Source organism: Nostoc sp. ChiQUE01b, assembly GCF_034531255.1.
Classification (GTDB): Bacteria; Cyanobacteriota; Cyanobacteriia; order Cyanobacteriales; family Nostocaceae; genus Nostoc.
Map to the genome: position 1 here is coordinate 1 of NZ_JAVRBM010000025.1, position 24536 is coordinate 24536.

Here is a 24536-nt window from a genome sequence, read left to right on the forward strand (position 1 = left end):
TATTCTTCTACCACTTTTTTATGCCGTATTTATATTTCGGATAGGTCTAATACACATGCACCTGAAATTAAGCAGGTTTGGTTGGAACTCGAAACGTATATAAAAACTGTCGATTATGCGAACGAAAAACATACTGAGAATATTCCCCTGCTGCTAAAAACTTATGAAGGTGTAACACAGACTTATATTCAACAACTTGAAGAACTATCTCAACAACTTGATTTATCTGCTCTAACTGAGAATAAAATTGCGATGTCTATCGACAAGCCGCTTCGCGTCTACGCTCAACGAAGACTGTTAAAGTTTACCAACAGTGATTTAGCACTTGAGTTTGACGCTATCTCTGATGAACTGGTTACTGTCATTAATACCTCTTATGAGGAATTACAAGCAGCAACGACGACGTTCAAGACAGTAGCACAAATACGGATTCAAATTATTGTTGCTAGCATTCTGTTGTCAGCAGTAATTGCTACTCTTTTAGCTTTTTTGACGAGTCGAACCATTACCCATCCCGTGGAAGTGCTGACGAATGTAGCGCAGCGAGTCACCAAAGAATCTAACTTTGATCTGCAAGCACCCGTCATAACCACAGATGAAATTGGCATACTTGCTACTGCATTTAACCAAGTTTTGGACAGGGTTAAATGCTTACTGGAAGAACAGCAAGCAGCTGCCTTGCGTCAGCAGCAAATGCAAGAAGCGCAATTGCTTCAAAGTGAGAAAATGTCTAGTTTAGGACGAATGGTAGCTGGCATTGCCCACGAAATTAATAATCCGGTAAATTTTATCTATGGCAATTTAGATCCTGCTATTCAATATGTAGACGATTTATTAGCATTGTTACAAATCTATCGCCAAGAAGTACCTAGTCCACCTCTAGCGGTACAAGACCACGCCACCGAAATTGATGCAGAATTTGTAGAAGAAGATTTACCTAAAGTTTTGCAGTCGATGAAGTTCGGCGCCGATCGCGTCCGGCAAATTGTCTTGAGTTTGAAAAACTTCTCTCGTCTAGATGAAGCAGAAGCCCATGCAGTCGATTTGCATGAATGTATTGAGAGTACGCTACTCATCCTCAATAACCGGATCAAAAAAGGGATTACGATTGAGCGCTGCTACGGTGATATTCCCAACATTGAAGGTTTTTCTAGCTCGCTTTACCAAGTGTTTATGAACATTATCAACAATGCACTTGATGCTGTGGAGGAACAGCACAATACTCAAGACAACCCACGAATTACGATCGCTACCGAATTTCAAGACAAAAACTGGGTAGTTGTCCGTATTGCTGATAACGGTTCTGGTATTGCCCCTGAGACTCTAGAGAAAATTTTTGAGATGTTCTTTACCACCAAACCAACAGGCGTTGGCACTGGTATGGGACTTTCGATTAGTCATCAGATTGTTGTCGAAAAACATGGAGGACGACTAAGTTGTAAATCTCAGGTGGGTAGTGGTACAGAATTTACCATTTCTCTCCCCGTCCAAAAACAGTATTTACCCAAAGATACTCAACTGCAACTCTTGTGCTAAAGCCTCAACAAAAACAAGCCCTGCTACCGGATTTCCTACCCGATCCAAAGCTGGACTATAACAAGCGATCGCTCCCTCACCTGGTACTATTGCTACAAGTCCACCAGCAATCCCTGATTTCATTGGTAAACCAATTCTGACTGCAAACTTGGCAGAAGCTTCGTATAGTCCGCAAGTTAACATTACAGCATTGACAATCTGACGATTTTGTGCAGACAAATAGCTATTTTCACAAGCTAAGAGTTTTCCTAACACGGCTAAATCTTCAACTCGCCCAGACAAACAGCATATTTGTTCATAAGTGTCAAGTGCTGTTTGAATATTTTCTAGATGACCGGCTTGGGCGAGATAATTAGCGATCGCTTCATTGGCTTTTGAGCGGGTTAATCTTACTGAAGCTAGCATCACCTCATCTAAGCTTAGTTGACAACCTGCTAATTGGTTAAGCCATTGACAAAATAAAAGAGTGCGTTGATTAGCATTCTTTCCTGGTAACTTATCAGATAAAGTAATTGCCCCACTATTAATCATTGGGTTGCGGGGATGGCTGCGATCGCTAATTAATTGTTCTAAAGAATTGAAGGGTGCATCCGATGGTTCAACCCCAACCCACCCAAAAACTGTTTCTGCTCCCAGATGTTCTAGCAGATAAAGTAGGGAAAATGTCTTAATAACGCTCATTAACGGGAAAATAGAACCTGTATCCCCAAAGCTGATAGTTTTCCCCGATTCACAGCAGATATGAACTGCAAACAAAGCAGGATCAGCTAAAGCTAGTTGCGGAATGCGATCAAGAACTCGTCCTCCTTTAGCTTGGGTTTTGGCTAGTTGTACCCACGCTGATAATTTCTTAGTAGTTAGTTTTTCAAGCCCTTTCAAAGTGTAAACTTTTTAAAAGTTCATTTATTAAGTAGCAACTAACAGTATACTCTGATGTTGATTAAGGTTGACTTTACCCCTATGGCATCTTAGCAGTGTTTACAGACAACAAAACTTTATTGGAGGTAGGTTTGTGAAATTATCTAAACTCTCTAAAATTCTAGGTTTAACAATAGCATTTGCAATTTCATCACAAGCTACGTTGCTTATTCAACAAAACAAGGCTCTAGGGGGTGCTGGTACATCTATCCTTTATACAGGCGAATCCTTATTCCCTGGGCAATTCTTGATTTCACCTAATGGGCAATATAAAGCTGTACTGCAATATGATGGAAACTTTATTCTTTATAATTCATTTAACATTCCTCTGTGGTCATCAAACACTTTTGACACAGGAGCTAAATACATCGTCATGCAATACGACTGCGATTTAGTCATTTATGGATTTAATGCAATCCCCATCTGGGCAACTTTTACTACGATTGGTTCTAGTTGTCGTCTCGCAGTTGAAGATGATGGAAACTTGGTAATTTATAGAGGTGATAATCTTCCTTTATGGGCAAAGGGTACAAGATTGAGAGGTTAAAGATAAGCTACCTTGCTTAATTTAATGCTTTTTATCAATTTAACGCTTAAGGAGAAAAAACTTGTGAAACCTAATTAAAAAAAACGTACAGCGATCGCAGTTGTATTTGTCAGGTCGCTATTATGGGGAGCAACTTGCGTTCTAGAAAATCAAAATGCTATAGACAGTAATTATTTCATTTAGCATACGTCCCTCCTAATTTTTGAATAGAGGGGATTTTATTACTTAAGTGACACGAACAATTTTAGATTTTAGATTTTGGATTAAAATCAAAATCCGAAATCTAAAAAAGGGTTTCAAGCCTCTCAATTCATGGAGATAAAAATAAAAAAACGATTACTTTTAAGCTTTTTCTTTATAAGGAGAGGTCAATCCAAAATCACAAATCCAAAATCAAAAATTGGTTTAACCGAAGCGATCGCTCGACAGCATAACTAGCAACTTGGGTTAACTAGAAGAATTTTTAAAATCAACAAGAAGCAAATCTATTCCATTCATTATTATTGGGATTTTTTCTTCAATAACACTTAATTGCTGAAAACATTTCTGACTGTATTCTGTCTTTTCAATAAATTGTTTAATCGCCCTAATTAGTGGTGAGCGCACTTCATAGGTTGCCTCAGCTTTAGAAATTGCACTCGCAGGGATATCGTTATTCATCCGTAGAATTGCCAAGTCAATTAAATCCCTAGATTGGGTACTGGCATCATTCCAACGGTCAGCGTTAGCCATAAGTTTTGATGTAAATCTGTCGCTTATACTCAAGCATGGAATATTTGCCCACTGAGGATAAACAGGAGGATCTAAGTTAAAGTTTCCATTAGCTACAATTTCTACTTTAATAGTTGTTCCATTAACGGTAACAGGAAATCGAATCCCGTACTGATTTGCTGTGCTGTCACCCAACCTAATGTTTGTGGTATTTATAAATAATGCAGCAATTCCGTCATCATAAATTAAATTTCTTAAGTATCTATAATGTTCAGTTCCAGATGGAAAAAGAAAATCAATATCTTTACTAAGCCTATATTCGTCATATTCTAACGTTAATAAGGTACCACCTGCAAAAAGCGCGTAAGCATTTCTCAACACTTCAGGATTAAAAGCGTTAAGTATTTTAAGTATTTTATTATGATAATCAAGATTAAACATTTCTAAATCCGCTAGTATCCAAGAGTTATATTTGTTTGCCAAATAATAAACAAATCCTTCTTCTTCATCTTCTAGATGTTTGAAAGTGGATCTGTAATGCCAGTTGCGTTGATACAATTGAATCATTTCTTTCTCATGCAATTGATATACATTTTTTAGCTGCCAACCAATAGACTCTAAGAAGGGTAGCTTTTCTGGATTGAGCATAGCAGGGGTTAGTAGTTAGTTTTTCAAGTCTTTTCAAAGTATAACTTTTATAAAAGTTCATTGATAAAATAGCAATCAACAGTATACTCTGATATTGATCAAGGTTTTGTGATAAGCTAAACCACATTTAGTTTGCATAATCTAAAATTGTACATTTCTTGTGGGGTGGGCGTCTCGCCCGCCCAATATATGCAAGTTAAATGTGGAACAGCTTACCGTAGAAACACGAAATTAAGGATAAAAAATTTGTGAAACATAATTTAAAAAAGCATACAGCGATCGCAGTTGGCTTCGTCGGATCGCTGTTATGGGGAGCAACTTGCATTCTAGAAAATCAAAATGCTATTGCACAATTAGGAGGAATCTTTATAATAAACGAACTATCAAACAAATGCATTGATGTAGCTGGAAATCCTGGCACAGCTAATAGTGTGCCATTGCTACTTGCTAATTGCGAACTATCTGGATTTAGCGGTGCTGGTAGAATCACAGATCAGAAATGGGAATTTATTCGTGGGGGATTTATCAGAAATAAATTATCCAACAAATGCATTGATGTAGAGGGAAAGCCTGGCACAGCTGATGGTACGCGATTGATACTTTCTGATTGCGAACTATCTGGATTTAGCAGTCCCTTTGGAACCACAGATCAGAGGTGGGAATACATTGGTGCAGGATTTATCAGAAATGTATTATCCGACAAATGCATTGATGTACGTGGAGATCCTGGCACAATTGATGCTGCGCCATTGGTACTTTCTGATTGTGAAATATCTGGATTTAGCGGTTCTGGTACAACCTCAGATCAGAGGTGGCGATGGGAACCAAGATTTTAAGAGATTAAGGGGTGGGGTGCAACGCTAAAAACATTTTTAATTTATGCGGTTCCTGAAAGTTAGAAACTGGCAGTTCTCAAGACTAGCCAGTTTTTAGCTTTAAACTTGTTGGCGTTTTAACTCTTGTATCAATACTTGGCAACGCTTACTGGCTTCTCTTGCCTGTTGCCTGAACTGTTTAGCTTGCTCTTGGTTAGTTAAATATAGTTCAGATGCTTTTTGCCTGAGTTCAACAGCTTGTTTACTGAGTTTTTGAATACGAGTCTTTAATTCTTCAATTGTTTTCATCTTTTTCGCTCGCAATGACAGAAATACGTTACCTTTGCGTAAGTCCTGTTACTGTTAACTGTCAACCTAACTTAAGCAACTGCCAAAACATTACGACATTAGTCACCAACATTACAATATTAGTCATTAACATTACAATATTAGTGAGTAATATTACGACATTAGTCAGCAACATTACAATATCAGTCATTAACATTACGACATTAGTGAGTAATATTACGACGTTAGTCATCAAACATTACGACATCAGTCATTAACATTACAATATTAGTCATTAATATTACGACATTAGTCATCAACATGAAAGCAATCATGACTAAACTGAAGCTTGTATGAAGTTCAAATATATTATCTCTATCGGACTGGTATTTGATTGTTAGTATCAATATCCTCTAAGAGCAAAGTATACTTTATGATTCCCCGTGTCAGAGCGCCCGAATTACCGCAAAATTACTCTTGGCTCAACACCGATAAACCTTTGTCTCTTAAACAACTCAAGGGTAGAGTCATAATTTTAGACTTTTGGACATACTGCTGTATCAATTGTCTGCATATCCTGCCAAACCTGAAATATTTAGAACAAAAATATAAAGATAGTCTTACTATTATCGGTGTTCATTCCGCCAAATTTGATAACGAAAAGGAAACAGAAAATATTCGCCAAGCTATTCTGCGCTATGACATTGAACATCCTGTTGTAGTTGATAGTGGTTTTCGGATTTGGGAAGAGTATGCTGTACGTGCTTGGCCTACGTTAATAATTATTGATCCAGAAGGTTATGTGATTGGCCAGATTTCTGGTGAAGGAAATCGTGACACTTTAGATGAGTTGATTCAAAAGTTAATTCAGCAACACCAAAACAAAGGCACAATTAATTTCCAAGAAATCAGCTTGACTTTAGAAAAACAGCGCCAACCATTAATCACACCTTTAGCTTTTCCTGGTAAAGTTCTAGCTACCCAAGTGGGTTTATTCATTGCTGATTCTGGACATCACCGCCTAGTTATGAGTAGTTTCGACGGAGAAATTCTACATTTAATTGGTACTGGAAAATCTGGCTTAACCGATGGTGCTTTTAACGAAGCACAATTTTTTGCACCGCAAGGAATGGCTTATGATGCCGAAAATCAGATTCTTTATGTTGCTGATACAGAAAATCATGCACTGCGGCGAGTTGATTTAAAGCACCAAGTAGTCGAAACTATTGCGGGAACTGGCGAACAAAGCCATAATATCAATCCTCATGGTGGTGCTGGTTTAGAAACTGCACTGAATTCCCCTTGGGATTTAGTGAAAGTAGGAAATACCCTATTTATTGCAATGGCTGGGCCGCATCAAATTTGGCAAATGGATTTAGAAACTGGTATCATCAAAACTTATGCTGGTACTGGTGCAGAAGCGTGTATTGATGGTTCACTTACTGAATCTGCCTTTGCTCAACCTAGCGGTATTACTAATAATGGACAAGAATTATATATTGCTGACAGTGAAGTTAGTTCAATTCGTGGTGTTGGAATTGTCGAACCGTATCAAGTAAGAACTGTTTGCGGTAGTGGCGGTTTATTTGGTTTTGGCGATGTAGATGGACAAGGTGAAGATGTCCGTTTACAACACTGTTTAGGAGTGGAATATGCTCAGAATTTTTTGTGGGTGGCAGATACTTATAATCATAAAATTAAATTAGTAAGTCCCAATGGCAATTGTCAAACAGTTTTGGGAGATGGTTCTGCTGGTTTACAAAATGGTCAAGGTAAAAACACTCGTTTTTTTGAACCTTCAGGATTGAGTGCGATCGCTTCACATTTATATATTGCTGATACCAATAATCATGCCATCCGCCGCGTAGATTTAAATACTTTTGAGGTGACAACGCTGCAATTTCCTGAGTTGTGTGCGCCAGATGTTTGTATTCCATCAAATTTATAGAATCATAATCTCACGCGAAAACGCAAAGAAAAACTCTGTGTCTTTGGGTAAGATTTTAAAGAATAATGTTGTTGAGCGATCGCTTGATGTCTGCCCAGATTCTTTATTTACAGTTATTTATTCAGTATTTATACTAAACAAATGTTAATAAAACCACAATATAATTTAGTAGTAAGTATAGACATGGCAACTTTGAATTATCAGTATAGATATTGATATGAAAAATAAATTCATTCCTCTAGACTGTGGAGATGATGTCATTTTATTTGAGAACGCTACTTATAAAGTAAGTAAATTAAGAGAGTTAGTTATACGACAATTTGTAAAAAAATGGCGTCAGGAAATTTGTACATATAAAACTAAAATTAACAATGATTCAGTTGGTAGTTTGTTTGGCAGTATCTCTGCTGGAGACGAGTGCATACCCTTTAGTGAAATTAAACTAAATGCTGTCAAAGATTGTCAGATTCTTAAAATTGATGGTAAAGGCTGGCAGAAAGGCAAATTAGAAATTCTGATATTTATATATCCTAATAGCCATAAACCAAATAATATCTGTCTTGAATTTTATCCAGATGAACCATAGAGATAAAATAACCTTGATACAAGCAACATGAACACCATCCTCCACATTACCAAACGCCAACAATGGGAACAAGCAAAAAATATCGGTACATATCGCGCTGATTCGTTAGACAGCGAAGGTTTTATACATTGTTCAAAATCAACGCAAATACTTAAAGTTGCAAAGAGATTTTTTGATAATCAAAAAGAATTGGTACTACTTTTTATTGATTCTGAAAAAGTCCAAGCTGAAATTCGCTATGAACCTGCTGAAATAGGCGAATTATTTCCTCATGTATATGGTGAGTTGAATATTGATGCTGTATATCAGGTAATTGATTTTGAAGCTGGGGAAGATGGTTTATTTGAGTTGCCGCAAGAAGTTATAAATTTAAAATAATCAACCACAGAGGCGCAGAGAACACAGAGGAGAGATGAAAAGTCAAGGGTTTGATGTGGTGCGATCGCATCCCCAGGATTTTGAGAGAGCGACACGCGATCGCCAATTCATAACCCCAACTCAAAGCATTCCGCGCTTTACTTAAAGAACGGGGAATTAATAATCTAGAGCAATTGTGACCGAATTTAATTTACAAATCCAAGAAAATAGCGATCGCTTGTCTGCGACACGCTACGCGAACGCCAACGCCAAGGGCGAACGCTTGTCAACTCCACTTAAGGATGCTACACCTAGCTTGCTTCCCTTTAAGAGTACGATACACTCCGTCAACACTAAAAGCGATCGCCTCGACCGTTACCTTTCCCAAGAATTACCAGACTTATCCCGTTCCCGCATCCAACAGTTAATCGAACAGGGTAACGTCCAACTTAACGACAAAGTTTGCACATCTAAGAAGATCAATGTCAAGGTAGGCGATCGCATCACTATCGATATACCAGAAGTTCAACCTCTAGAACTGCAAGCACAAGATATCCCTTTAGATATCCTTTACGAAGATGACCAGTTACTTATTCTCAACAAACCCGCAGGTTTAGTTGTCCATCCTGCGCCCGGTCATCCTGATGGCACTTTGGTTAATGCCCTATTGGCTCACTGTCCCAATTTACCAGGAATTGGCGGAGTCCAACGTCCGGGAATCGTCCATCGATTGGATAAGAATACAACGGGGGCGATCGCGATCGCTAAAACAGATGTTGCCCATCATCATCTACAAGCACAACTCAAAGCAAAAACTGCACGACGAGAATACTTGGGCATAGTTTACGGTGCGCCAAAAACTGAAAATGGCACTATCGACTTGCCCATTGGCCGCCATCCCCAAGACCGCAAAAAAATGGCTGTTATGCCTGTTGAACAAGGCGGACGAGTCGCCGTCACTCACTGGAAAATATTAGAACGCCTTGGTAACTTCACCTTAATTCACTTTCAATTAGAAACTGGACGCACCCATCAAATTCGCGTTCACAGCAGCAAAATCGGTCATCCCATTGTCGGCGACCCAGTTTATAGTTCTGGCCATTCAGTAGGGGTAAATTTGCCTGGTCAAGCACTACACGCTTGGCGACTCAAATTGCAGCATCCCCTATCTGAGGAGTTGATTGAGGTGACAGCTACTCCTCCCGCCCACTTCACAAAACTTTTAGAGATGCTAAAAAGACGAGCTACACTTTAACCTCATCCACCCCTGAAACTACCCACATTTTAAACACATCAAGCTTTAATAAAAAACCATGCCCAATTCCCAATGCCCAATGCCCAATGCCCATTAACAATTAGCGTGCATTAGACATGGGATAGAGTCTGTTTCACTTAGTTATATCTAAATAAAACTCCTACATAACCCAAGACTTATGCACGCTATAAAATGATCAAATGGATGTACTAGCCAACCACCGACCAAAAATTATTTAATTCCTGACAGTTGCCGATAAGGTACAGACTTTTCGATATCGATGTTGTATGGCGATATCTGTTGTGGAGCATTGCCAGTTGCATTGATACTTTGTGCCAAAGCCAAGAATAAAGCTGGATCGCCAGCCTTGGGCTTTTGCTCTTGTGGGAGGAATCTGCGTACTTCGACCTGCCAAATGATTTGGGGGAAGCCCAGTTTGGCACGGTGGTAATCTTCGTACCGGGGAGATTTAATGTTGAATGGCAACTCACCCTCAGATTGGGATGGCAGTATCCGACGGCGGTGATAAGGCACTGTGGAGTATCCAAAATTGCTCAGGTACTCTTCAGTGTTGAGCACTTCATCAATAAAGCCTACAATACCCTTGGTAGCGACTACAATTGACCAGGCAATTTTTTCCCGCTCGCTGTATGGATCGCGTCCTAGAACCCGCTGAATTACTTGCTCAACAAAGCGATAATTATTGTTGAGGTCGTAAAAGCTTTTCTTAAAGGTGTTGGAAAGCACCAACCCACGGATAAAGTCTCGCACTGTAATTTGTCCATTACGGAGTTGAGACTCTAAATATGTTTCGCGATCGGCAGCAAAGGCATGAAAGAAAATTTGACGATATGCTGCTTCGATCAAATCACCTAAATCTGACGGAGAAAGTATATTGTCTGTAGTAAAAATCCTGGGCTGTTCATCACCCGGTACTTCATAAGCAGCTACACGCTGATTTTGACTTGAAGGGTCATATTCTAACAGAGGAATTGCCACTCTAAAGCCTCCATGTTCTTAATTAAAGTTAACAACTTTTAATCATATATTAAGGGAGTAGTTGTATCAGAACCTCAGATTCTGATAAATTTTCACGAAACTTAACTAAGGGTAATTTAAGTATTCGTACGATAAATAACTAGCCTAGTGGATTAAACCCATAGCTAATTAATAAAATAGGGAGTTGAGTTTCCAGTTTAATTGACTACGTAAATAGACTAAAAATTTTATTCACATATTTCAGATTAGGAGATTCAGTTTCACCTTTTTGAACTAAAGCAATAATTTTTAACATTTAGCAAAAGAAATTAATGGGGCATTGGGGACTGGGGGCTGGGGAATGGAACATTAAAAAATTTCATCTCCTCTGCTCCTCTGCCTTCTTCAGCGACCAATCCAAAATTCCAGGGGATCTATGGTTGATTTACAGTAAGGCCAGCTACGCAAAGTTGCTTCCATTCCTGCCTCCCAGTAGGGTGGTTCCAATCCCAGTCCTAAGCATAGATGAGATAGGATGCTAGCAAATTGCTCATTGTGACCAAACTCTCCTAGATGGGCATGGGCGTATTCATGGACGACTACACCAAACCAATCTTTAGGTGCAACTCGACCAACATCTACCAGAATAGTGATCGGGTTTGTGAGAATGTTGCACAGGCCATCTATGCCAAAGGACTGAGCTATGGGAACTGCAAAAATTTGGATTTGGCGACGCTCTTGAGGATGAAAGCACTGATGACAAACTTCTAGATAGGTGTTGATCTGAGCGTTTACGGCGTTAATATTTTCGCCGATCCAAGTGCAAATGGGGATGCGATCGCGCAGGTTATCCAATACATCCACCATACCCGGTTCTAGGGCAAGTCCCTGTACCAGACGCAGATAATCTCGCCCACAAGTAAAAGCATCGCTCTGCTTGAGAATCATTCACCAGCCCAAAACTGAATAAAACTGTCTTTTTTCCAAAATATCCGGCCCAAGTCCTTCTATTACTTCTTCTGCGCTGGAAACCTCAATAGAAGCATCAATACGGCTTTCGCTACAAAAAGAGGCCGTACTAAAGCCGCCAAACCGTTTGACTGTACTGGTTCGTAGTCGCATATTTGGGCTAGCGAACCAGAATCGCTCAATGGAACTCATTGTTTCATATTCGGTTGTCAACACCAGTCCGTCTTCATCGTCCATGTGAAAAAGACCGACTACAGGCACTATTTCGGCATAGCCTCTTTCGCGGAGTAATTTGCCTTGCCTTGGGTTATCGCCATCAGGCACGATCGCAAATATGGTTTTCCCCTGATGATTCTCCTCATCCTCTCGATCCCAAGCCATTGTCCCTAGCCAACGCACACGCGAGCCACCGACACAAAGGCTGGGGTCAATCTCATGATACTGGCACAGTTCAATGATTTCTGGATGATCGGCATCGAGAGTTTCTACCTGTATATCCGATTCTCCTGTCTCTGAGCGCTTGAAGGCCAGATGATGAGTTGCACGTTGCGATCGCCACTTACCAGCACTTAGCTGAAAAAATTCCATTGCGTCTATCAATCTTCTGACTCCTACTTATTACTCCTGCGGATGATGTTTACCTTGTTCTTTGTTTTTAGAGTAGTTGGTATATAAACATTCTAAACATTACAGCGATTAGTGGTCAGCTTCAATAAACACCCGACAAAGGGAGAGACAGACGTGTTGTAATGTGATTGTAAACTTTTATAAGCATGATTTATTATGACTTGACAATGTAGACATTTTAATATCCAAGTGCTAAACTAGTAGAAAGCGATCGTTTTCCACCAACAACAAATACCTTTCGATTCAGTCAATCACAGGAGTAAATGATGGACTTTCCAGTGGAATTAACCTTAGAACAACAGTTTCGCTTACAAAATTTGAAAGACCAGGTAAAAAATCTGAGTCAACAAGAGGCTCAAGAATTTTTACTAGAAGTTTTACGGCAGATGATGGTGAAAGATAATTTGGTCAAACATCTGTTAAAACAAGCTTGATCGAGTCAAAAACAAAATTTTTTCCTTAAGACTTACGCAATGGGAGAGTTCCATGAGAATGCGTAAGTCTTAATTTTTTGGGAATTGGGCATTGGGCATGGGTTATTCGCCTCATCTCCCTCATCTCCCTCATCTCCCCCTGCTCCCCCTGCTCCCCCTGCTCTCCTGCTTATTCTCTAGTCTCCATATCCCATGCCCGATGCCCCATGCCCCATACTCAATGTAAATATTACAGATTATTACTTTGTCTCTCATAGTAAAGACTAGGGTACTATTGATCCCCTATGTTTTTCTTTGGCTACTCACAGTTAACCTGATTGAGAACATGCCAAAAATAATATCCGCCATTTGTGAATATTAAGGAGAACTCATGGTTCTTGATGCTTTTTCCAGAGCTGTAATTGCGGCTGATGCCAAAACCGCTCCTATCGGTGGTGCTGACTTGGCAGCCCTTAAGTCTTTCATCGCTGAAGGTAACAAGCGCCTTGATGCAGTGAATGCGATCGCCAGCAACGCTAGCTGTGCGGTTTCTGATGCCATTGCTGGGATTGCTTGTGAAAACACAGGTTTGATTCAAGCTGGTGGTAACTTGTATCCCACTCGCCGGATGGCTGCTTGCCTGCGTGATGCTGAAATTGTTCTGCGCTATGTAACTTATGCGCTGTTGGCTGGTGATTCTTCCGTATTAGACGATCGTGCTTTGAACGGTCTGAAAGAAACCTACACAGCTTTGGGCGTACCCACTGGCTCTTCTGTACGGGCTTTCCAAATCCTGAAGGCTATCAGTGTCGCTCACATCACCAACACCAATACAGAAGCTAACGCTGGTAAAAAATTCCGCAAACTGGAAGTTGCTCAAGGCGACTGCTCTGCTCTAGCTGCTGAAGCTGCTAGCTACTTCGATCGCGTTATTTCTGCTTTGAGCTAATCGCTCATCGCTAAAGGCTGTTAGCCAAGCAAACTGAAATTAAAACCGATCAAATCTAATCTGGAGTATAAAAAGCAATGAAATCAGTTCTCACTACAGTTATTGCATCTGCTGATGCAGCAGGTCGTTTTCCCAGCAGTTCCGATCTAGAATCCGTTCAAGGTAGCATTCAGCGTGCTAATGCTCGTCTAGAAGCTGCTGAAAAGCTAGCTACTGGTATCGATAACGTAGCTAAGGAAGGTTATGATGCTGCCTTCAAGAAATATCCTTACCTGAGCCAAGAAGGTGAAGCTGGCGACACTCAAGTTAAGAAAGACAAGTGCCTCCGTGACATCAAGCACTACTTACGCTTGATCAACTACAGCTTAGTTGTGGGTGGTACTGGCCCTCTAGATGAGTGGGGTATTGCAGGTGCTCGCGAAGTTTATCGCTCTTTGAATCTGCCTACTGCTCCTTACGTTACCGCTTTGACTTATACTCGCGATCGCGCTTGCTCTCCTCGCGACTTGTCTCCTCAAGCGTTAGTTGAGTTCCGCTCTCTTCTTGACTACGTAATCAACTCCCTTTCATAGTCATAAGGATTGACTAGACGTAGACGAGCGATCGTCATACTCTAAAACTCAGGGACTCTCAGTCCGTTGCTTTGCCTGTATCAGGTTGAGTGATTGACCAAGAGTCCCTAAGTTGTTATTAATTCGTAATTAATGATTGAACTTGGAGGATTTAAACAGGGAAATTTTCTTTTATAGCAACAGCCAACGTGGTTAGGACATTAACAGATGATGAAACCTAGACACAAAGCGAAAAGTAGAGCCAGCGCCTTGAGCGGGTTTCCCGACTTGTGGCGACTGGCGTCGGAGCGGCGGCTTGGGCCGATGTGCTAGCGCAGCGTTAGCGACGCAGGAGCGTCACTTTTCAAGACAAAGACTTTTCACCCAGTCCCCATTACCCCTTATCCCCTTCAGGGGCCCCACCATCCCCAGTCCTTTGCTATATGACAATAGATTCTCTATTTGCACAGTTAAAACACCCCAACCCCAATTTGCGGGAACGAGCCATGTGGGAATTGGCTGATGTCCGTGATGAAAATACCATTCCTCGGCTGATGGGTATTTTAGATGAAGAAGATGTCACCTATCGTCGAGCTGCGGTAAAAGCACTAGGTGCTATTGGTACAGACGCTGTACCACTAGTGGTAGAGTCATTAGTAAATAGTGATAATGCGACTATTCGGGGCAGTTGTGCTAAGGCTCTAGCACAGGTTGCTGCTAATCATCCCGATGTTCCCTTCCCAGATGAGGGTTTACAGGGATTGCAAACAGCGCTCAATGACCCAAATCCCGTTGTTTATATTGCATCCGTAATGGCATTGGGTGAGATTGGATCTCCCGCCTTTGAGATTTTGACTGAAGCTTTGAAAACAATAGATAATGTGGCGGTGGCTGTGGCGATCGTCAATGCACTCGGTTCGATGGGCGATATCCGAGGGGTGGAAGTGCTGACGGCATTGACAAAGGATGAATCTGTCGATCCATACATTCGAGAGTCAGCAGTGAGTGCTTTGCCCCGATTAGATCAAGTGATTAAATTTAACAGAGAATAGCGATCGCTCTTATTACTACTTTTATTAATCCCAATAGGGCAGATACATTAGATAAACAGACTGGGTTTCACTTTAAAGTAACTTCCGAGTGCCTTAGCTTGTGCCTTACTAATTGACCGCTTACCGTTCACGACCTCAGACACCACGCCGCTCGACCCAATGATGCCTACCAAATCCGCTTGACGGGTATAACTGACTTCCATAATGTGTTGGAGAATTTCATGCGGTGCAGATTCATCCATTGGATAGTTCAGTGCCTCATACGCTTCAATCAGGGTTACTATCAGCTTATGCAGAGCTTGTTGTTCTGGAGTCCGGTTTTTGCAAAATGTTAGGCGCTCTGCAATTGCTAGGGTGCGATCATACTCTTCTTCCGTCTCAATCACCTTGGGAGCGACTTGCGCTAGTAGACTACTATAAGCAGCTTGGTCAAAAGTAAGGGTCATTTTTCCATTTACGAAGCGTGATGCGTAAAGCTCCCGTTTTCTAAACGGGGGATATAAGCCAACAGGACAAATTTATTTGTTCGTGAGATGTTAGAATTGAAATAGCGGTAAAGCGCATACATAAAAAGCGAAGTAGGTCGAGCGGAGAACTCACGAGCCGGAACCCTGGTAGCAATAAATCCTAAATCTTGTAGCAACTGCGAGTCAAAACAAAAATTAATAAATCATTTCAAACGCGGTCGGGCAGTCCGTGTGTGCTTGTGGACGTAACCAAACGGGGAGAGTTGAGTACTTGTATTTAAATCTCTAGGGCGGACGGATGAAGCAAGAATCCCCCGTTTTCCAAACGGGGGAGTGTCAACTTTGTTATGTTCGGCATGAGTTAGAAAGTATTTGTAATAAACAGTTTGGTTTTCGTAGTCAATACCGACAATCAGGCGATATTCATTCCCTTTGATGTTAAAGACAGTAAAATTTCCAACGGCTTCAGCATCCCGATAAATCTGACGAACGTCCTCCAAATTCTGCCATTCCACTTTGTTAACGGTTGCATACCAGTTGTCAACTTGCTTTTTAACATCAGGATACTGGGCAGCATCAATGCGGAGGTTACGAATCGCAATCAGATGCATTTGTCTCTACGTTTTTTGTCTATATTGATCAATCAACAAAAAACTAATCCCTGCTTAAATACTCTCAAATAGAGAGGAAAGTGTCAAGTCAGAAATGTCTATCGCCTTATTCCCAAGCTTCTTCCTCTAACTGCCTCTCAATTTGAGAAATCGCCAACTTAATCACTGCCTGAACCCCCGCTTCTTCTTCCTCAGTTAATGCGGCTTGCAGGGGTTCTAAAGCAGCAGCATCGCCAATCTTCATCAATGCCAAAGCCGCTGCTTTTCGAGTTTGCCAATCGGGATGATGCAGTAACTCAACGAGGTTTGGAATTGCCGAACGATAGGTTAGGCTACCCAAAGCTGCTGCTGCTTCACACCTGACAATTTCAGATGGATCGTTGAGGGCGTTAATTAAAATCTTAAACGCTCCTTCTTGAGTGCCTTCTTGAGCAATTTTAGCGATCGCACCCACCACCGCAGCCCGAACTTCAGCCGAGTCGGAGTTAATCTCCCGATATAAATGCTCCTTCGCTTCTGCCCCAATAAATCCCAACGCCCAGACCGCATGACCTTTGGCACTTTCTGGATACTCGGTTGACGCTAAGATTTTCAGCAATGCTGGCACAGCTGCCTCACCTATTTTGGCAAGCCCCCCCACTGACGAGGTTTTGACCACCATATCTTCATCATTTAACAGGGCATTGACCAAAGTGGGAACTGCGATCGGGTCAGCAATCAGTGTCAAGGTTTTAGCGCTGGCTCTCCGCACAACTGGGTTTGGATGATTTGCCACAGCTTCCATCAATAAAGGGGTTGCTGGTTTGCCGATTTTACCCAAAGCCTCTGCAAAACTCAACCTAACCATGCCCCGTGAGTCCCCCATACTCTCAACCATCCGCTTTAGTAGCTCTTGGTCATCTGAGTTGAAGGTGTTTAAGCTTAATTGCTCACTCACCGCTTCAAATAAAGCATCAGTTTCTGCATGGGACAGGTTTAACGCATCCGCCCCGGATTGAGTTTCGGAGTTGAGCATATTAACTTCTAGCTAAAATTATCAAGACGAATAACTAGTTGCTGCTACTCAGGGCAGCCTGTTGATTACGGAGTTCCTGGAGGGCAGAATCAATCTTGGCAAGCTCAGGCTCCAGTTTTGCCATAACGCTTACTCTCATCAACTTAGCCCGTTTTGCCGTTTCCGTGGTTTCTTGAACTAGACGTTCCCGATATTGCTCAAGTTCTGCAATCACTTCTGCTACATCTTGAGCGGTTACGTTATTGGTTGTTGTGAATTCTGAGGTTTCATCCATAAGTTTTGTTTCCTAAATACGTGTTTATATGAATCATCTGGGTCAGTGTTCCCAAGAATGTTTGTATTTGGTTAGTCGCTAAAGAGAGGCAACTAACTAATAGCTGACAAATGTATATGTTTCGATCTTCTCAGATCGCGTTACCACTGGTAAAGCTTTTTGACGGAAATCTTCAAAAGCTCAAAAGGTTTCCTCTAGTGGAAAAATATCTCCCCGCAAGTAGGACTCAAAGTTTTTCTTAAAGTATTGAATGCTTGTCACATTCGGCTCATCGCTTTCTATTGGCGTGAATTCATAAATTGGCACTTTTTCCCTTACCAGCTTGACCAAGCTAGGATGAAGCTGCTCAAAAGAATCTACTCTAAATATTGTGGTTTCAAATCTTAATTTAGCTGGATGAGCATATCCTAACTTCATCCAGGGCAACCAAGGACAGTCCCTCGCCCATTTAGCAGGTGGGACTTCAGTTGCATCAGGTCGGCAAGTATTTGAGATAAAGTACTCAACTCCCTTAAACTTTTCTCCAGGGCAATAGTCTGAATATTTGCTATCTCCTGCTAAGGGATGCGGGTATTCTAAAGGAATTTCCATGACAGAGGTAATATATCCACTGCCTTTAGGTATAATAAATTTCTTTGGTTTGACTGAGCCTTGGACAATACGATTAGCAATATGTACTACTGATACTGGTTGACTTGCTGTTGGTGACTTCCAAAAGTGCAGAATCTCTTGCGTATCTGGGTCACAAAATAAACCCAACTCTCTATTGATACGATATCCGACTTCGCTGTACTCAGAATCAAGCTTGATAAATACTTTGGTAGCATTCATCCCAATAATAGAGAATAATTTTTCTTTTGATTTTTCTGGTGTTTCTTGCCACCAAATTTCTCCAGACCAGTTGTAATAAAGCTGTAACCCATGATTTTTTCTGTAAAAATCGAGGTTATTAAATTCGTAGTCATCTAAATAATCACTCATATATGTTCCTATTATCCTCAAATAGCTACGTAGACGCTTTTGATACTTTAATCAATCCCGAAATAGAATTTACCGCTATTTCACAATCCCCAATCCTCTGTACCCACTCCCTAGTAGGATAGTAAAAGTGATCTCTAAGCAATTATCCAAGAGCCATTTACAGATCAATGGATAAACGTTTTTTTAAAATGTTTGGGCTAACAGAAGAACAAGCGATCGCAATTATCGATACACCATTAGAACAACTCGAAGACGCTTCTGATAAGTATATTGCTGTTTCCCATTTAATTAACTTCCCGACTGAGCAATCGATCGCGGCTTTGGTGCGGGCGATTGAAACCAGTAACCCTGATGAGTTAGACCACCGGATTGTCCGACGCAAAGCTGTGGAAAGTCTGGGGCGATTGCAGGCACAATCAGCTTTACCTGTAATTCGGCAGTGCCTTAAAGATGATGATATTTATACTGTTGAAAATACCGTGTGGGCGATCGGAGAAATCGGGACTAAAGATCCAGAAATTCTCGAAGAGGTAGCGCAACTGCTAGATAAACCAGGTCAAATTTATCGAGTCATTATCCACACCCTAGCTAAAGCTGACTATCAACCGTCCCTTGAACGTATACGGAAGTTTACCCAAGTTGAGGATGAACCTACCCGTAGCGCAGCGATCGCTACAGTTTGTCGGTTCACGGGTGACTACTCCGAAATTACTGAGGTAATGGCGCTGCTGCAAAGTTCCAGTGTCAATGCACGGCGCGGTTGTATTCAAGACCTGATTGATTCACGCTACTATAAAGCCATCCCAGAAATTGCCCGTTGTCCTGTATCTCTAGTGTTTCGGTTGCGAGGATTGCGGATGCTTTTGGATGCAGGGGTTCCCAGTGATGAAATTACCTTTACAGAAATTCAACCTTACTTAGAGCAAGTACTCTACGATCATCCCAATGACCTCGATCTAGTACATGAGTATGATGCTACGCCTGTTTTGGATTTTGTGATTAACGAACTCTACGAAACCGATTTTGGACGGTGTTATTTAGCAACAAAAACCTTACTAGATATCTATCCACAAGAAGCACCAGCAGCGCTTTTAGTAACTTATTCGGACAAGGCATATAACGATTATGGCGCTCATTATCATGTGATGAAACTTTTCGGCTGGCTGAAATATGCTCCCGCCTACGATTTATTAGTAGAAAACCTGCACAACCGCGAACCTCAGTTTCAGAAATCTCGTGCGGCGTGTGCGATCGCTCTTGGTGAATTGGGTGATCAAAGAGCAATTCCTGAAATCAAAATTTGCCTGAATACGCCAATTTGGGATTTAAAATACGCTTGTTTATTAGCGCTAGATCGCTTAGGAGACTCGTCTGGTCGGGAAATTTGCAGTGGCGATCGTGATTGGTTAATTAGGGCGAAAGCGACGAGTAATCGATAGTTAGGAGTTAAAAGTTAGGAGTTAACCCTGTTTTGTCACTTTCGGAAAACAATAATCGAATCTAAATTCTGAGACTACCAGTGTCGAAACATTTCTCCCATAACACGCGATAAATTGATGAATTTTTGATATCAAAACCAGGGGAGATAAGGACAAGTTCCAAAACCAAGAATAAAATCGGAACTTTACTTTGTATCTCTGTGTGGCACTTCATGACCGGCTCTCTAGCATTACGCCAAAATATAGATATTGGAGTGAAGCAGAACCAACCATGACTGAAGCCAAGTCTACTCATACAGTGCGCCGGGGAAGAATATTCCCCCAAATCCAGTGGACAGAACAACAAAAAGCCAAACGTCGAGCAGAACGCCAGGAGTTTCATCAACGCAGCCAGGTGATTTTTGATCGCGTTAAGCCAGAGTACATCCAAACTCACTACAACTGGTATATGGTTGTTGAACCTGAAAGTGGAAACTATTTTGTTGATCGTGATGAAGAAGTAGCTATGCAGATGGCCCGTATTAAGCACCCTGGTACTGTACCATTGTTTCTCTTCCGAATTAATGAAACAGGGGTTTCTGGAACTATATGATACTTGGGTTGTTCGGCAATGATGACGAGCTGGTTTTTGAGATTGAGCTTATTGGTGCAGATGGATTAAAACTACCAGTTAGTGTCATATTAGATACAGGGTTCTCTGGCTGGTTGGCTATTGATGAACAAGACTTACAAGGACTGGATTGGATTTACGTGCAGACACGAGCGCTGCGAACCGCAAGGGGGAAGCGGATTTTAATATCTATGCAGGTCTTGTAAGAATCGACGGGGAAACCTTTGATATTCCTGTTCATGTGGGTGAAGAAATGTCAGAAATTTTACTTGGTCGCCAGTGGTTAAAAACTCGACGGTTGGTGGTGGATATGCCGTCATTGGTGTTAACGCTGGAATAATGTTTTCTCTTTGTGCAATCAGGCTTTAGGATGGCTGGAAGCAGCTTACCGTTCGCGCAACGTCTCGTAGAGAAGGTATCGCCCGAATCCATAACTAGCAACTTGAGTTATTCAAAGTTAGGAGTAGAAACGTACATCTGTACGCCTCTACTGGCGGTTTAGGACTTACTACTGGTGACTGCTTCGTTTAAAACTAACTCTGCTTGTGGTGTCTCCTCTTCTTCTTCTGGCAAACCGAAAATTGACCTGTACAACTTCACGTACTCTTTGGCAGATTTATACCAACTAAAATCTTCACTCATGCCCCGTTTTTGTAATTCTTGCCATTGCGGTTTGAAACGGAAGCCTTCCCACGCCCGGATCATACACGTGAAAAGGTCTAGTGGTTCATAGCGATCAAAACAATAACCGGTGCCTGCGGCATTTTCAGGGTCGTGATGGCTTACGGTGTCAACTAATCCACCTGTGCGACGAACAATGGGCACAGAACCGTAGCGCAAAGACATCATTTGGCTAATACCGCAAGGTTCAAAACGACTGGGCATTAAGAAAGCATCAGTACCAGCGTAGATCCGGCGAGACAGGGCATCGTTATACAGTAAATAAGTTGCCATGCGTCCCGGAAAACGCGATGCTAATTGCCACATCTGAGTTTCATAGTAGCGATCGCCTGTCCCTAACAGTACAAACTGGGCATCTGTATAGGAGAGGAAGCGATCGAGGATTTGCAATATCAAATCAATGCCTTTTTGTTCCACTAATCGGGTAACAATCCCAATAAAAAAGGCTTTGGAGTTAACTTCTAATCCTACTTCTTGTTGCAAAGCAATTTTATTGGCTTTGCGTTTTTCTAAAGTATCAGCAGTAAAGGTTTGCTCAATGTATTTGTCATTTTCTGGGTTATAAACTTCGGTATCAATACCGTTGATAATCCCAGATAATTTACCGCTAATAAAAGACAGCAAACCTTCTAATGTTTCACCGTAAGTTGCTGTCTTGATTTGCTCGGCATAGGTAGGCGAAACTGTATTTACCTTATTAGCAAATTGTACCGCCGCCGCCATTGTGTTGTGTCCTTGCATATACCAAGGACACCAAGTAATTTTCTCTAAATACCAACGCCACGGCCCTTGATAAGCCAGGTTATGGATGGTAAAGACTGTGGTGATATCAGGATCTTGGTGCATCCACACCGGAATCATCCCCGTGTGCCAATCATGACAATGGATAATTTCTGGCTTCCAGTAATTCCAGGCAAACTCGGCTGCACCATTAGCAAACAATGTGAACCGCCAATCTTCATCATCTCCAGAATAGATGCGGCGCGGCATGAAAGCCGGATGTCCAAATAAGTACAAGGGAACATCAGTACCAGGCAGAATACTTTCGTATACTGCAAAGTGCTGAAACATGGCATCTCCCCACCAGATGGGTTCTTGGGGAATTTCCATTTTGTCTGGCAGGAAGCCGTAGTAAGGCAAGAATATCCGCACATCATGCCCCATTTCTCTCAGGATTTTGGGTAATGCCCCGACAACATCACCCATTCCTCCTACTTTCGCAACGGGTGCTGCCTCTGCTGCAACAAATAGAATCCGCATGGTAATTTTTGCTTCCCTGAGTCTATATTGGCAAATTAACTTTCTGAAATCTCGCTCAACGCGACAAGTCGCGTCTGGCACATCTTGAGTGCAACGGCGATCAATTCTTATCTAATCACATCAGCTTGCCCAATTGCTTAGGAACCGCGCCCAATCACCGCAAAAATTTCTGATAAAATTTCTTGCGCTCCCTGTTTTCGCAACAGTTCTGCTAGTTCTTGGCCTAGTGCTTCGGCGTTATTGGCAATTCCGGTAACGGTATCTTTGACGAACTTTTGACCATCTACACTGGCGACTATCCCGGTTAAGGTCAAATTCTCACCAGATATTTCTGTATTTACACCGATAGGTACTTGACATCCGCCCTCTAAAGAGCGAAGAAAAGATCGTTCGGCGAGACAGCGATCGCGTGTTTGGGGATGTTCGATCACTTTGAGTAGAGATAGCAATTCACTATCATCAGCACGGCATTCTATCCCTAAAGCACCTTGTCCAACGGCGTGGAGGGAGATTTCTTTGGGGAGAACTTGATGAATGCGATCGCCCATTCCCAATCTCTCTAACCCTGCTGCTGCCAAAATTAAGGCATCGTATTCGCCTGCATCCAGTTTTGCCAACCGTGTAATTAAGTTTCCCCGCACATCCTTAAAGGTAAAGTGAGGGAAGTGATGGCGTAACTGTGCTAACCGTCGCAGCGAAGATGTACCAATTACCGCACCTTCTGGCAACGTATCGATTTGTTTATCTTTGTGCTTTTCATGCACTACTAATGCATCTGCTGGGTTTTCCCGTTCAGTAATTGCTGCTAGCGTTAACCCTTCTGGTAAGTGAGTCGGCAGATCCTTGAGAGAATGTACGGCAAAGTCAATCTCCTGATTGAGCATTCCGAGTTCAAGTTCTTTAGTAAAAAGTCCTTTATCGCCAATCTTAGCTAACGCTACATCCAAGATTTTATCACCTTGGGTAGACATGGTGTGGACTTCAAAAGTGATATCAGGGAAACAATTCTTTAGTTGCTCTTGTACCCAGTAGGTCTGAACCAGAGCAAGTTGGCTTTTACGCGAGCCGATGCGAATAGTGCGTGGGGGACTAGAAACAACTGAAGTCATAAAACAATATAATATTGCAGGCGATAAATTCACTCTCATCTAGACTACCGTAGTCAGTGACTCATACGAATTTTGGGTTTTGGATTTGGGATTTGGAATTACAATTCTTTACCAAAAGCTGGTTTGAGGAATCTTACAGCAGTTTTCAAGGGGAGCATCCCAATGCAAGCAAATTTACCAAGTTAGCAGGTAGTCATTGCGAATGGAGCGTACTCCTTTCCTACGGAACGCTCCGCGAACAAAGAAGCAAGGTACGCGGTAGCGTCTCCAAGAGTTGCGGAATGTTCGCCCTTGGCGTTCCCGAACGCGAGTGCATCTCTGTCAGGAGAAGGGTAGCAATCGCAGCATCTAGACTTTGCGATTGCTTTGCTTCATTTCATTACACTCGCTTGTAAAGTTCTGACTGTTGGATAGCGATCGCAAACTGGGTTGCAAGTTGCTTCATCAACTCAACTTTCTAAGAGTCCTATCAGTGCGATTGGACTGATGGGAATTAATGAAGTTATAGAAAAGAGGCAAATTGCTTATGCTTTTCCAAAGTTGCATTGTACTTTTGGTAATCGGTCAATTGTGCTAGGTGTGGTGCTTATTCGTTGCCAAAAAATTGAGTTTGACGATAACGGATAACCTATCGATGATGTGCTAATTGCTCCGAACTGGACAATTTAGATTATTTCTCCAGATCGGAGTATTAATTGGGTTAAAAGCAATATCTTAAATTGCCTAAAATATGGTTTTTGAGATAATCTTGTAATTGTTGGGTACGCAATTTAGTGGAATTTTCTCGACAACCAAAATAAATGGTTGGGGCAATACTTCCTCCCTCAGTTCTACTTATTTCAAACTCACAACTGGTTTCTCTAAACTTGATCCATGCTACCTGTGAAGCAATTAATTTCTGTTTACTAAAGCTATCTAAGGTAGGTAGCAATTGTTGATAA

At 41.6% G+C, this 24536-nt stretch carries 28 protein-coding genes and 1 pseudogene; 15 read left to right on the plus strand and 14 right to left on the minus strand.

Annotation, left to right across the window (positions count from 1 at the left end):
* Window positions 1-1536: sensor histidine kinase (locus tag RMY63_RS17745; RefSeq protein WP_322729956.1), on the plus strand; the 1536-nt coding region annotated here is incomplete at its 5' end.
* Here the strand turns inward: RMY63_RS17745 and glsA are convergent.
* Window positions 1501-2415: a glutaminase A gene (glsA, locus tag RMY63_RS17750; protein ID WP_322729957.1), complete on the minus strand. Its 915-nt coding sequence runs from the start codon at window positions 2413-2415 to the stop codon at window positions 1501-1503. The genes RMY63_RS17745 and glsA overlap by 36 nt on opposite strands.
* A gap of 133 nt (window positions 2416-2548) precedes the next feature.
* Between glsA and RMY63_RS17755 the strand changes: the two genes are divergently transcribed.
* Window positions 2549-3001, plus strand: a complete 453-nt coding sequence (locus RMY63_RS17755) for a hypothetical protein (protein WP_322729958.1) — start codon at window positions 2549-2551, stop codon at window positions 2999-3001.
* A 447-nt stretch (window positions 3002-3448) separates the two neighbouring features.
* Here the strand turns inward: RMY63_RS17755 and RMY63_RS17760 are convergent, their stop codons facing one another.
* The gene (locus RMY63_RS17760; protein ID WP_322729959.1) at window positions 3449-4360 is read right to left on the minus strand and encodes a nucleotidyl transferase AbiEii/AbiGii toxin family protein; all 912 of its coding nucleotides are present in this window, start codon (window positions 4358-4360) and stop codon (window positions 3449-3451) included.
* Between the two features lie 248 nt (window positions 4361-4608).
* Here RMY63_RS17760 and RMY63_RS17765 point away from each other — a divergent pair, with 248 nt between their 5' ends.
* Window positions 4609-5196: an RICIN domain-containing protein gene (locus RMY63_RS17765; protein ID WP_322729960.1), complete on the plus strand. Its 588-nt coding sequence runs from the start codon at window positions 4609-4611 to the stop codon at window positions 5194-5196.
* A 99-nt stretch (window positions 5197-5295) separates the two neighbouring features.
* On the opposite strand, the gene RMY63_RS17770 is transcribed toward RMY63_RS17765, so the two are convergent.
* Window positions 5296-5484, minus strand: coding sequence for a hypothetical protein (locus tag RMY63_RS17770; protein WP_322729961.1), 189 nt, complete (start codon window positions 5482-5484; stop codon window positions 5296-5298).
* Window positions 5485-5896: 412 nt separating this feature from the next.
* On the opposite strand from RMY63_RS17770, the gene RMY63_RS17775 reads away from it, so the two are divergent.
* From RMY63_RS17775 to RMY63_RS17790, 4 genes are all read left to right on the plus strand, one after another.
* On the plus strand, window positions 5897-7411 hold the full coding sequence (locus RMY63_RS17775; protein WP_322729962.1) for a thioredoxin-like domain-containing protein: 1515 nt from the start codon (window positions 5897-5899) through the stop codon (window positions 7409-7411).
* Window positions 7412-7628: 217 nt separating this feature from the next.
* Window positions 7629-7997 carry a KGK domain-containing protein gene (locus RMY63_RS17780; protein ID WP_322729963.1) on the plus strand — a complete coding sequence of 123 codons (369 nt, stop codon included), beginning with the start codon at window positions 7629-7631 and terminating at the stop codon, window positions 7995-7997.
* Between the two features lie 27 nt (window positions 7998-8024).
* Window positions 8025-8375 carry a DUF952 domain-containing protein gene (locus RMY63_RS17785; protein ID WP_322729964.1) on the plus strand — a complete coding sequence of 117 codons (351 nt, stop codon included), beginning with the start codon at window positions 8025-8027 and terminating at the stop codon, window positions 8373-8375.
* Between the two features lie 316 nt (window positions 8376-8691).
* Window positions 8692-9609: an RluA family pseudouridine synthase gene (locus RMY63_RS17790; protein ID WP_322730046.1), complete on the plus strand. Its 918-nt coding sequence runs from the start codon at window positions 8692-8694 to the stop codon at window positions 9607-9609.
* A gap of 231 nt (window positions 9610-9840) precedes the next feature.
* On the opposite strand, the gene RMY63_RS17795 is transcribed toward RMY63_RS17790, so the two are convergent.
* The 3 genes from RMY63_RS17795 to RMY63_RS17805 form a co-directional block, all read right to left on the minus strand.
* Window positions 9841-10608 (minus strand): phycobilisome rod-core linker polypeptide, encoded by a 768-nt coding sequence (locus tag RMY63_RS17795; protein WP_322729965.1) that lies wholly within the window; start codon window positions 10606-10608, stop codon window positions 9841-9843.
* A 384-nt stretch (window positions 10609-10992) separates the two neighbouring features.
* Entirely contained in the window at window positions 10993-11535 is a 543-nt protein-coding gene (locus RMY63_RS17800) for a hypothetical protein (RefSeq protein ID WP_322729966.1), read from the minus strand.
* The gene (locus tag RMY63_RS17805; protein WP_416212529.1) at window positions 11536-12144 is read right to left on the minus strand and encodes a phycobiliprotein lyase; all 609 of its coding nucleotides are present in this window, start codon (window positions 12142-12144) and stop codon (window positions 11536-11538) included.
* Window positions 12145-12446: 302 nt separating this feature from the next.
* Between RMY63_RS17805 and RMY63_RS17810 the strand changes: the two genes are divergently transcribed.
* The 4 genes from RMY63_RS17810 to RMY63_RS17825 all read left to right on the plus strand — a co-directional run bounded on the left by RMY63_RS17810 (window position 12447) and on the right by RMY63_RS17825 (window position 15148).
* A complete protein-coding gene (locus tag RMY63_RS17810) occupies window positions 12447-12617 on the plus strand; it encodes an NblA/ycf18 family protein (protein WP_242060871.1) in 171 nt (56 codons plus the stop codon).
* A gap of 370 nt (window positions 12618-12987) precedes the next feature.
* Window positions 12988-13545: a bleomycin hydrolase gene (locus RMY63_RS17815; protein ID WP_322729967.1), complete on the plus strand. Its 558-nt coding sequence runs from the start codon at window positions 12988-12990 to the stop codon at window positions 13543-13545.
* A gap of 77 nt (window positions 13546-13622) precedes the next feature.
* Window positions 13623-14117 carry a bleomycin hydrolase gene (locus tag RMY63_RS17820; protein WP_322729968.1) on the plus strand — a complete coding sequence of 165 codons (495 nt, stop codon included), beginning with the start codon at window positions 13623-13625 and terminating at the stop codon, window positions 14115-14117.
* A gap of 422 nt (window positions 14118-14539) precedes the next feature.
* Window positions 14540-15148 (plus strand): HEAT repeat domain-containing protein, encoded by a 609-nt coding sequence (locus RMY63_RS17825; protein ID WP_322729969.1) that lies wholly within the window; start codon window positions 14540-14542, stop codon window positions 15146-15148.
* Window positions 15149-15195: 47 nt separating this feature from the next.
* On the opposite strand, the gene RMY63_RS17830 is transcribed toward RMY63_RS17825, so the two are convergent.
* The 5 genes and pseudogenes from RMY63_RS17830 to RMY63_RS17850 form a co-directional block, all read right to left on the minus strand.
* Window positions 15196-15594: a transcriptional regulator gene (locus RMY63_RS17830; protein WP_322729970.1), complete on the minus strand. Its 399-nt coding sequence runs from the start codon at window positions 15592-15594 to the stop codon at window positions 15196-15198.
* 362 nt (window positions 15595-15956) lie between these two features.
* Window positions 15957-16226: pseudogene (locus RMY63_RS17835) on the minus strand (type II toxin-antitoxin system HigB family toxin); the annotation flags it as partial.
* A 106-nt stretch (window positions 16227-16332) separates the two neighbouring features.
* Window positions 16333-17241, minus strand: a complete 909-nt coding sequence (locus RMY63_RS17840) for a HEAT repeat domain-containing protein (RefSeq protein WP_322729971.1) — start codon at window positions 17239-17241, stop codon at window positions 16333-16335.
* 34 nt (window positions 17242-17275) lie between these two features.
* A complete protein-coding gene (locus RMY63_RS17845) occupies window positions 17276-17515 on the minus strand; it encodes a hypothetical protein (protein WP_322729972.1) in 240 nt (79 codons plus the stop codon).
* A 180-nt stretch (window positions 17516-17695) separates the two neighbouring features.
* Window positions 17696-18496, minus strand: a complete 801-nt coding sequence (locus RMY63_RS17850; protein ID WP_322729973.1) for a DUF1838 family protein — start codon at window positions 18494-18496, stop codon at window positions 17696-17698.
* Between the two features lie 167 nt (window positions 18497-18663).
* Between RMY63_RS17850 and RMY63_RS17855 the strand changes: the two genes are divergently transcribed.
* The 3 genes from RMY63_RS17855 (at window position 18664) to RMY63_RS17865 (ending at window position 20885) form a co-directional block, all read left to right on the plus strand.
* Complete coding sequence (locus RMY63_RS17855; protein WP_322729974.1) at window positions 18664-19935, plus strand: HEAT repeat domain-containing protein; 1272 nt, start codon at window positions 18664-18666, stop codon at window positions 19933-19935.
* 271 nt (window positions 19936-20206) lie between these two features.
* A complete protein-coding gene (locus RMY63_RS17860; RefSeq protein WP_322729975.1) occupies window positions 20207-20527 on the plus strand; it encodes a hypothetical protein in 321 nt (106 codons plus the stop codon).
* Window positions 20528-20675: 148 nt separating this feature from the next.
* Window positions 20676-20885, plus strand: a complete 210-nt coding sequence (locus RMY63_RS17865) for a hypothetical protein (protein WP_322729976.1) — start codon at window positions 20676-20678, stop codon at window positions 20883-20885.
* A 158-nt stretch (window positions 20886-21043) separates the two neighbouring features.
* On the opposite strand, the gene glgA is transcribed toward RMY63_RS17865, so the two are convergent.
* Complete coding sequence (glgA, locus tag RMY63_RS17870) at window positions 21044-22486, minus strand: glycogen synthase GlgA (protein ID WP_322729977.1); 1443 nt, start codon at window positions 22484-22486, stop codon at window positions 21044-21046.
* Window positions 22487-22623: 137 nt separating this feature from the next.
* Entirely contained in the window at window positions 22624-23595 is a 972-nt protein-coding gene (gene hemC / locus RMY63_RS17875; RefSeq protein WP_322729978.1) for a hydroxymethylbilane synthase, read from the minus strand.
* A 56-nt stretch (window positions 23596-23651) separates the two neighbouring features.
* Here hemC and RMY63_RS17880 point away from each other — a divergent pair, with 56 nt between their 5' ends.
* Window positions 23652-23990, plus strand: a complete 339-nt coding sequence (locus tag RMY63_RS17880) for a hypothetical protein (protein ID WP_322729979.1) — start codon at window positions 23652-23654, stop codon at window positions 23988-23990.
* 305 nt (window positions 23991-24295) lie between these two features.
* Here RMY63_RS17880 and RMY63_RS17885 read toward each other — a convergent pair whose 3' ends face one another.
* Complete coding sequence (locus RMY63_RS17885) at window positions 24296-24526, minus strand: lysozyme inhibitor LprI family protein (RefSeq protein ID WP_322729980.1); 231 nt, start codon at window positions 24524-24526, stop codon at window positions 24296-24298.
* Window positions 24527-24536 lie beyond the last annotated feature (10 nt).

Coding starts and splice junctions, on each gene's coding strand:
- RMY63_RS17780 (WP_322729963.1), top strand. CDS start 7,629: ATGAAAAATAAATTCATTCCTCTAGACTGTGGAGATGATGTCATTTTA.
- RMY63_RS17855 (WP_322729974.1), top strand. CDS start 18,664: ATGGATAAACGTTTTTTTAAAATGTTTGGGCTAACAGAAGAACAAGCG.
- RMY63_RS17800 (WP_322729966.1), bottom strand. CDS start 11,535: ATGATTCTCAAGCAGAGCGATGCTTTTACTTGTGGGCGAGATTATCTG.
- RMY63_RS17815 (WP_322729967.1), top strand. CDS start 12,988: ATGGTTCTTGATGCTTTTTCCAGAGCTGTAATTGCGGCTGATGCCAAA.
- RMY63_RS17805 (WP_416212529.1), bottom strand. CDS start 12,144: ATGGAATTTTTTCAGCTAAGTGCTGGTAAGTGGCGATCGCAACGTGCA.
- RMY63_RS17785 (WP_322729964.1), top strand. CDS start 8,025: ATGAACACCATCCTCCACATTACCAAACGCCAACAATGGGAACAAGCA.
- RMY63_RS17825 (WP_322729969.1), top strand. CDS start 14,540: ATGACAATAGATTCTCTATTTGCACAGTTAAAACACCCCAACCCCAAT.
- RMY63_RS17850 (WP_322729973.1), bottom strand. CDS start 18,496: ATGAGTGATTATTTAGATGACTACGAATTTAATAACCTCGATTTTTAC.
- glgA (WP_322729977.1), bottom strand. CDS start 22,486: ATGCGGATTCTATTTGTTGCAGCAGAGGCAGCACCCGTTGCGAAAGTA.
- hemC (WP_322729978.1), bottom strand. CDS start 23,595: ATGACTTCAGTTGTTTCTAGTCCCCCACGCACTATTCGCATCGGCTCG.
- RMY63_RS17775 (WP_322729962.1), top strand. CDS start 5,897: ATGATTCCCCGTGTCAGAGCGCCCGAATTACCGCAAAATTACTCTTGG.
- RMY63_RS17770 (WP_322729961.1), bottom strand. CDS start 5,484: ATGAAAACAATTGAAGAATTAAAGACTCGTATTCAAAAACTCAGTAAA.
- RMY63_RS17845 (WP_322729972.1), bottom strand. CDS start 17,515: ATGGATGAAACCTCAGAATTCACAACAACCAATAACGTAACCGCTCAA.
- RMY63_RS17760 (WP_322729959.1), bottom strand. CDS start 4,360: ATGCTCAATCCAGAAAAGCTACCCTTCTTAGAGTCTATTGGTTGGCAG.
- RMY63_RS17840 (WP_322729971.1), bottom strand. CDS start 17,241: ATGCTCAACTCCGAAACTCAATCCGGGGCGGATGCGTTAAACCTGTCC.
- RMY63_RS17810 (WP_242060871.1), top strand. CDS start 12,447: ATGATGGACTTTCCAGTGGAATTAACCTTAGAACAACAGTTTCGCTTA.
- RMY63_RS17860 (WP_322729975.1), top strand. CDS start 20,207: ATGACTGAAGCCAAGTCTACTCATACAGTGCGCCGGGGAAGAATATTC.
- RMY63_RS17830 (WP_322729970.1), bottom strand. CDS start 15,594: ATGACCCTTACTTTTGACCAAGCTGCTTATAGTAGTCTACTAGCGCAA.
- RMY63_RS17820 (WP_322729968.1), top strand. CDS start 13,623: ATGAAATCAGTTCTCACTACAGTTATTGCATCTGCTGATGCAGCAGGT.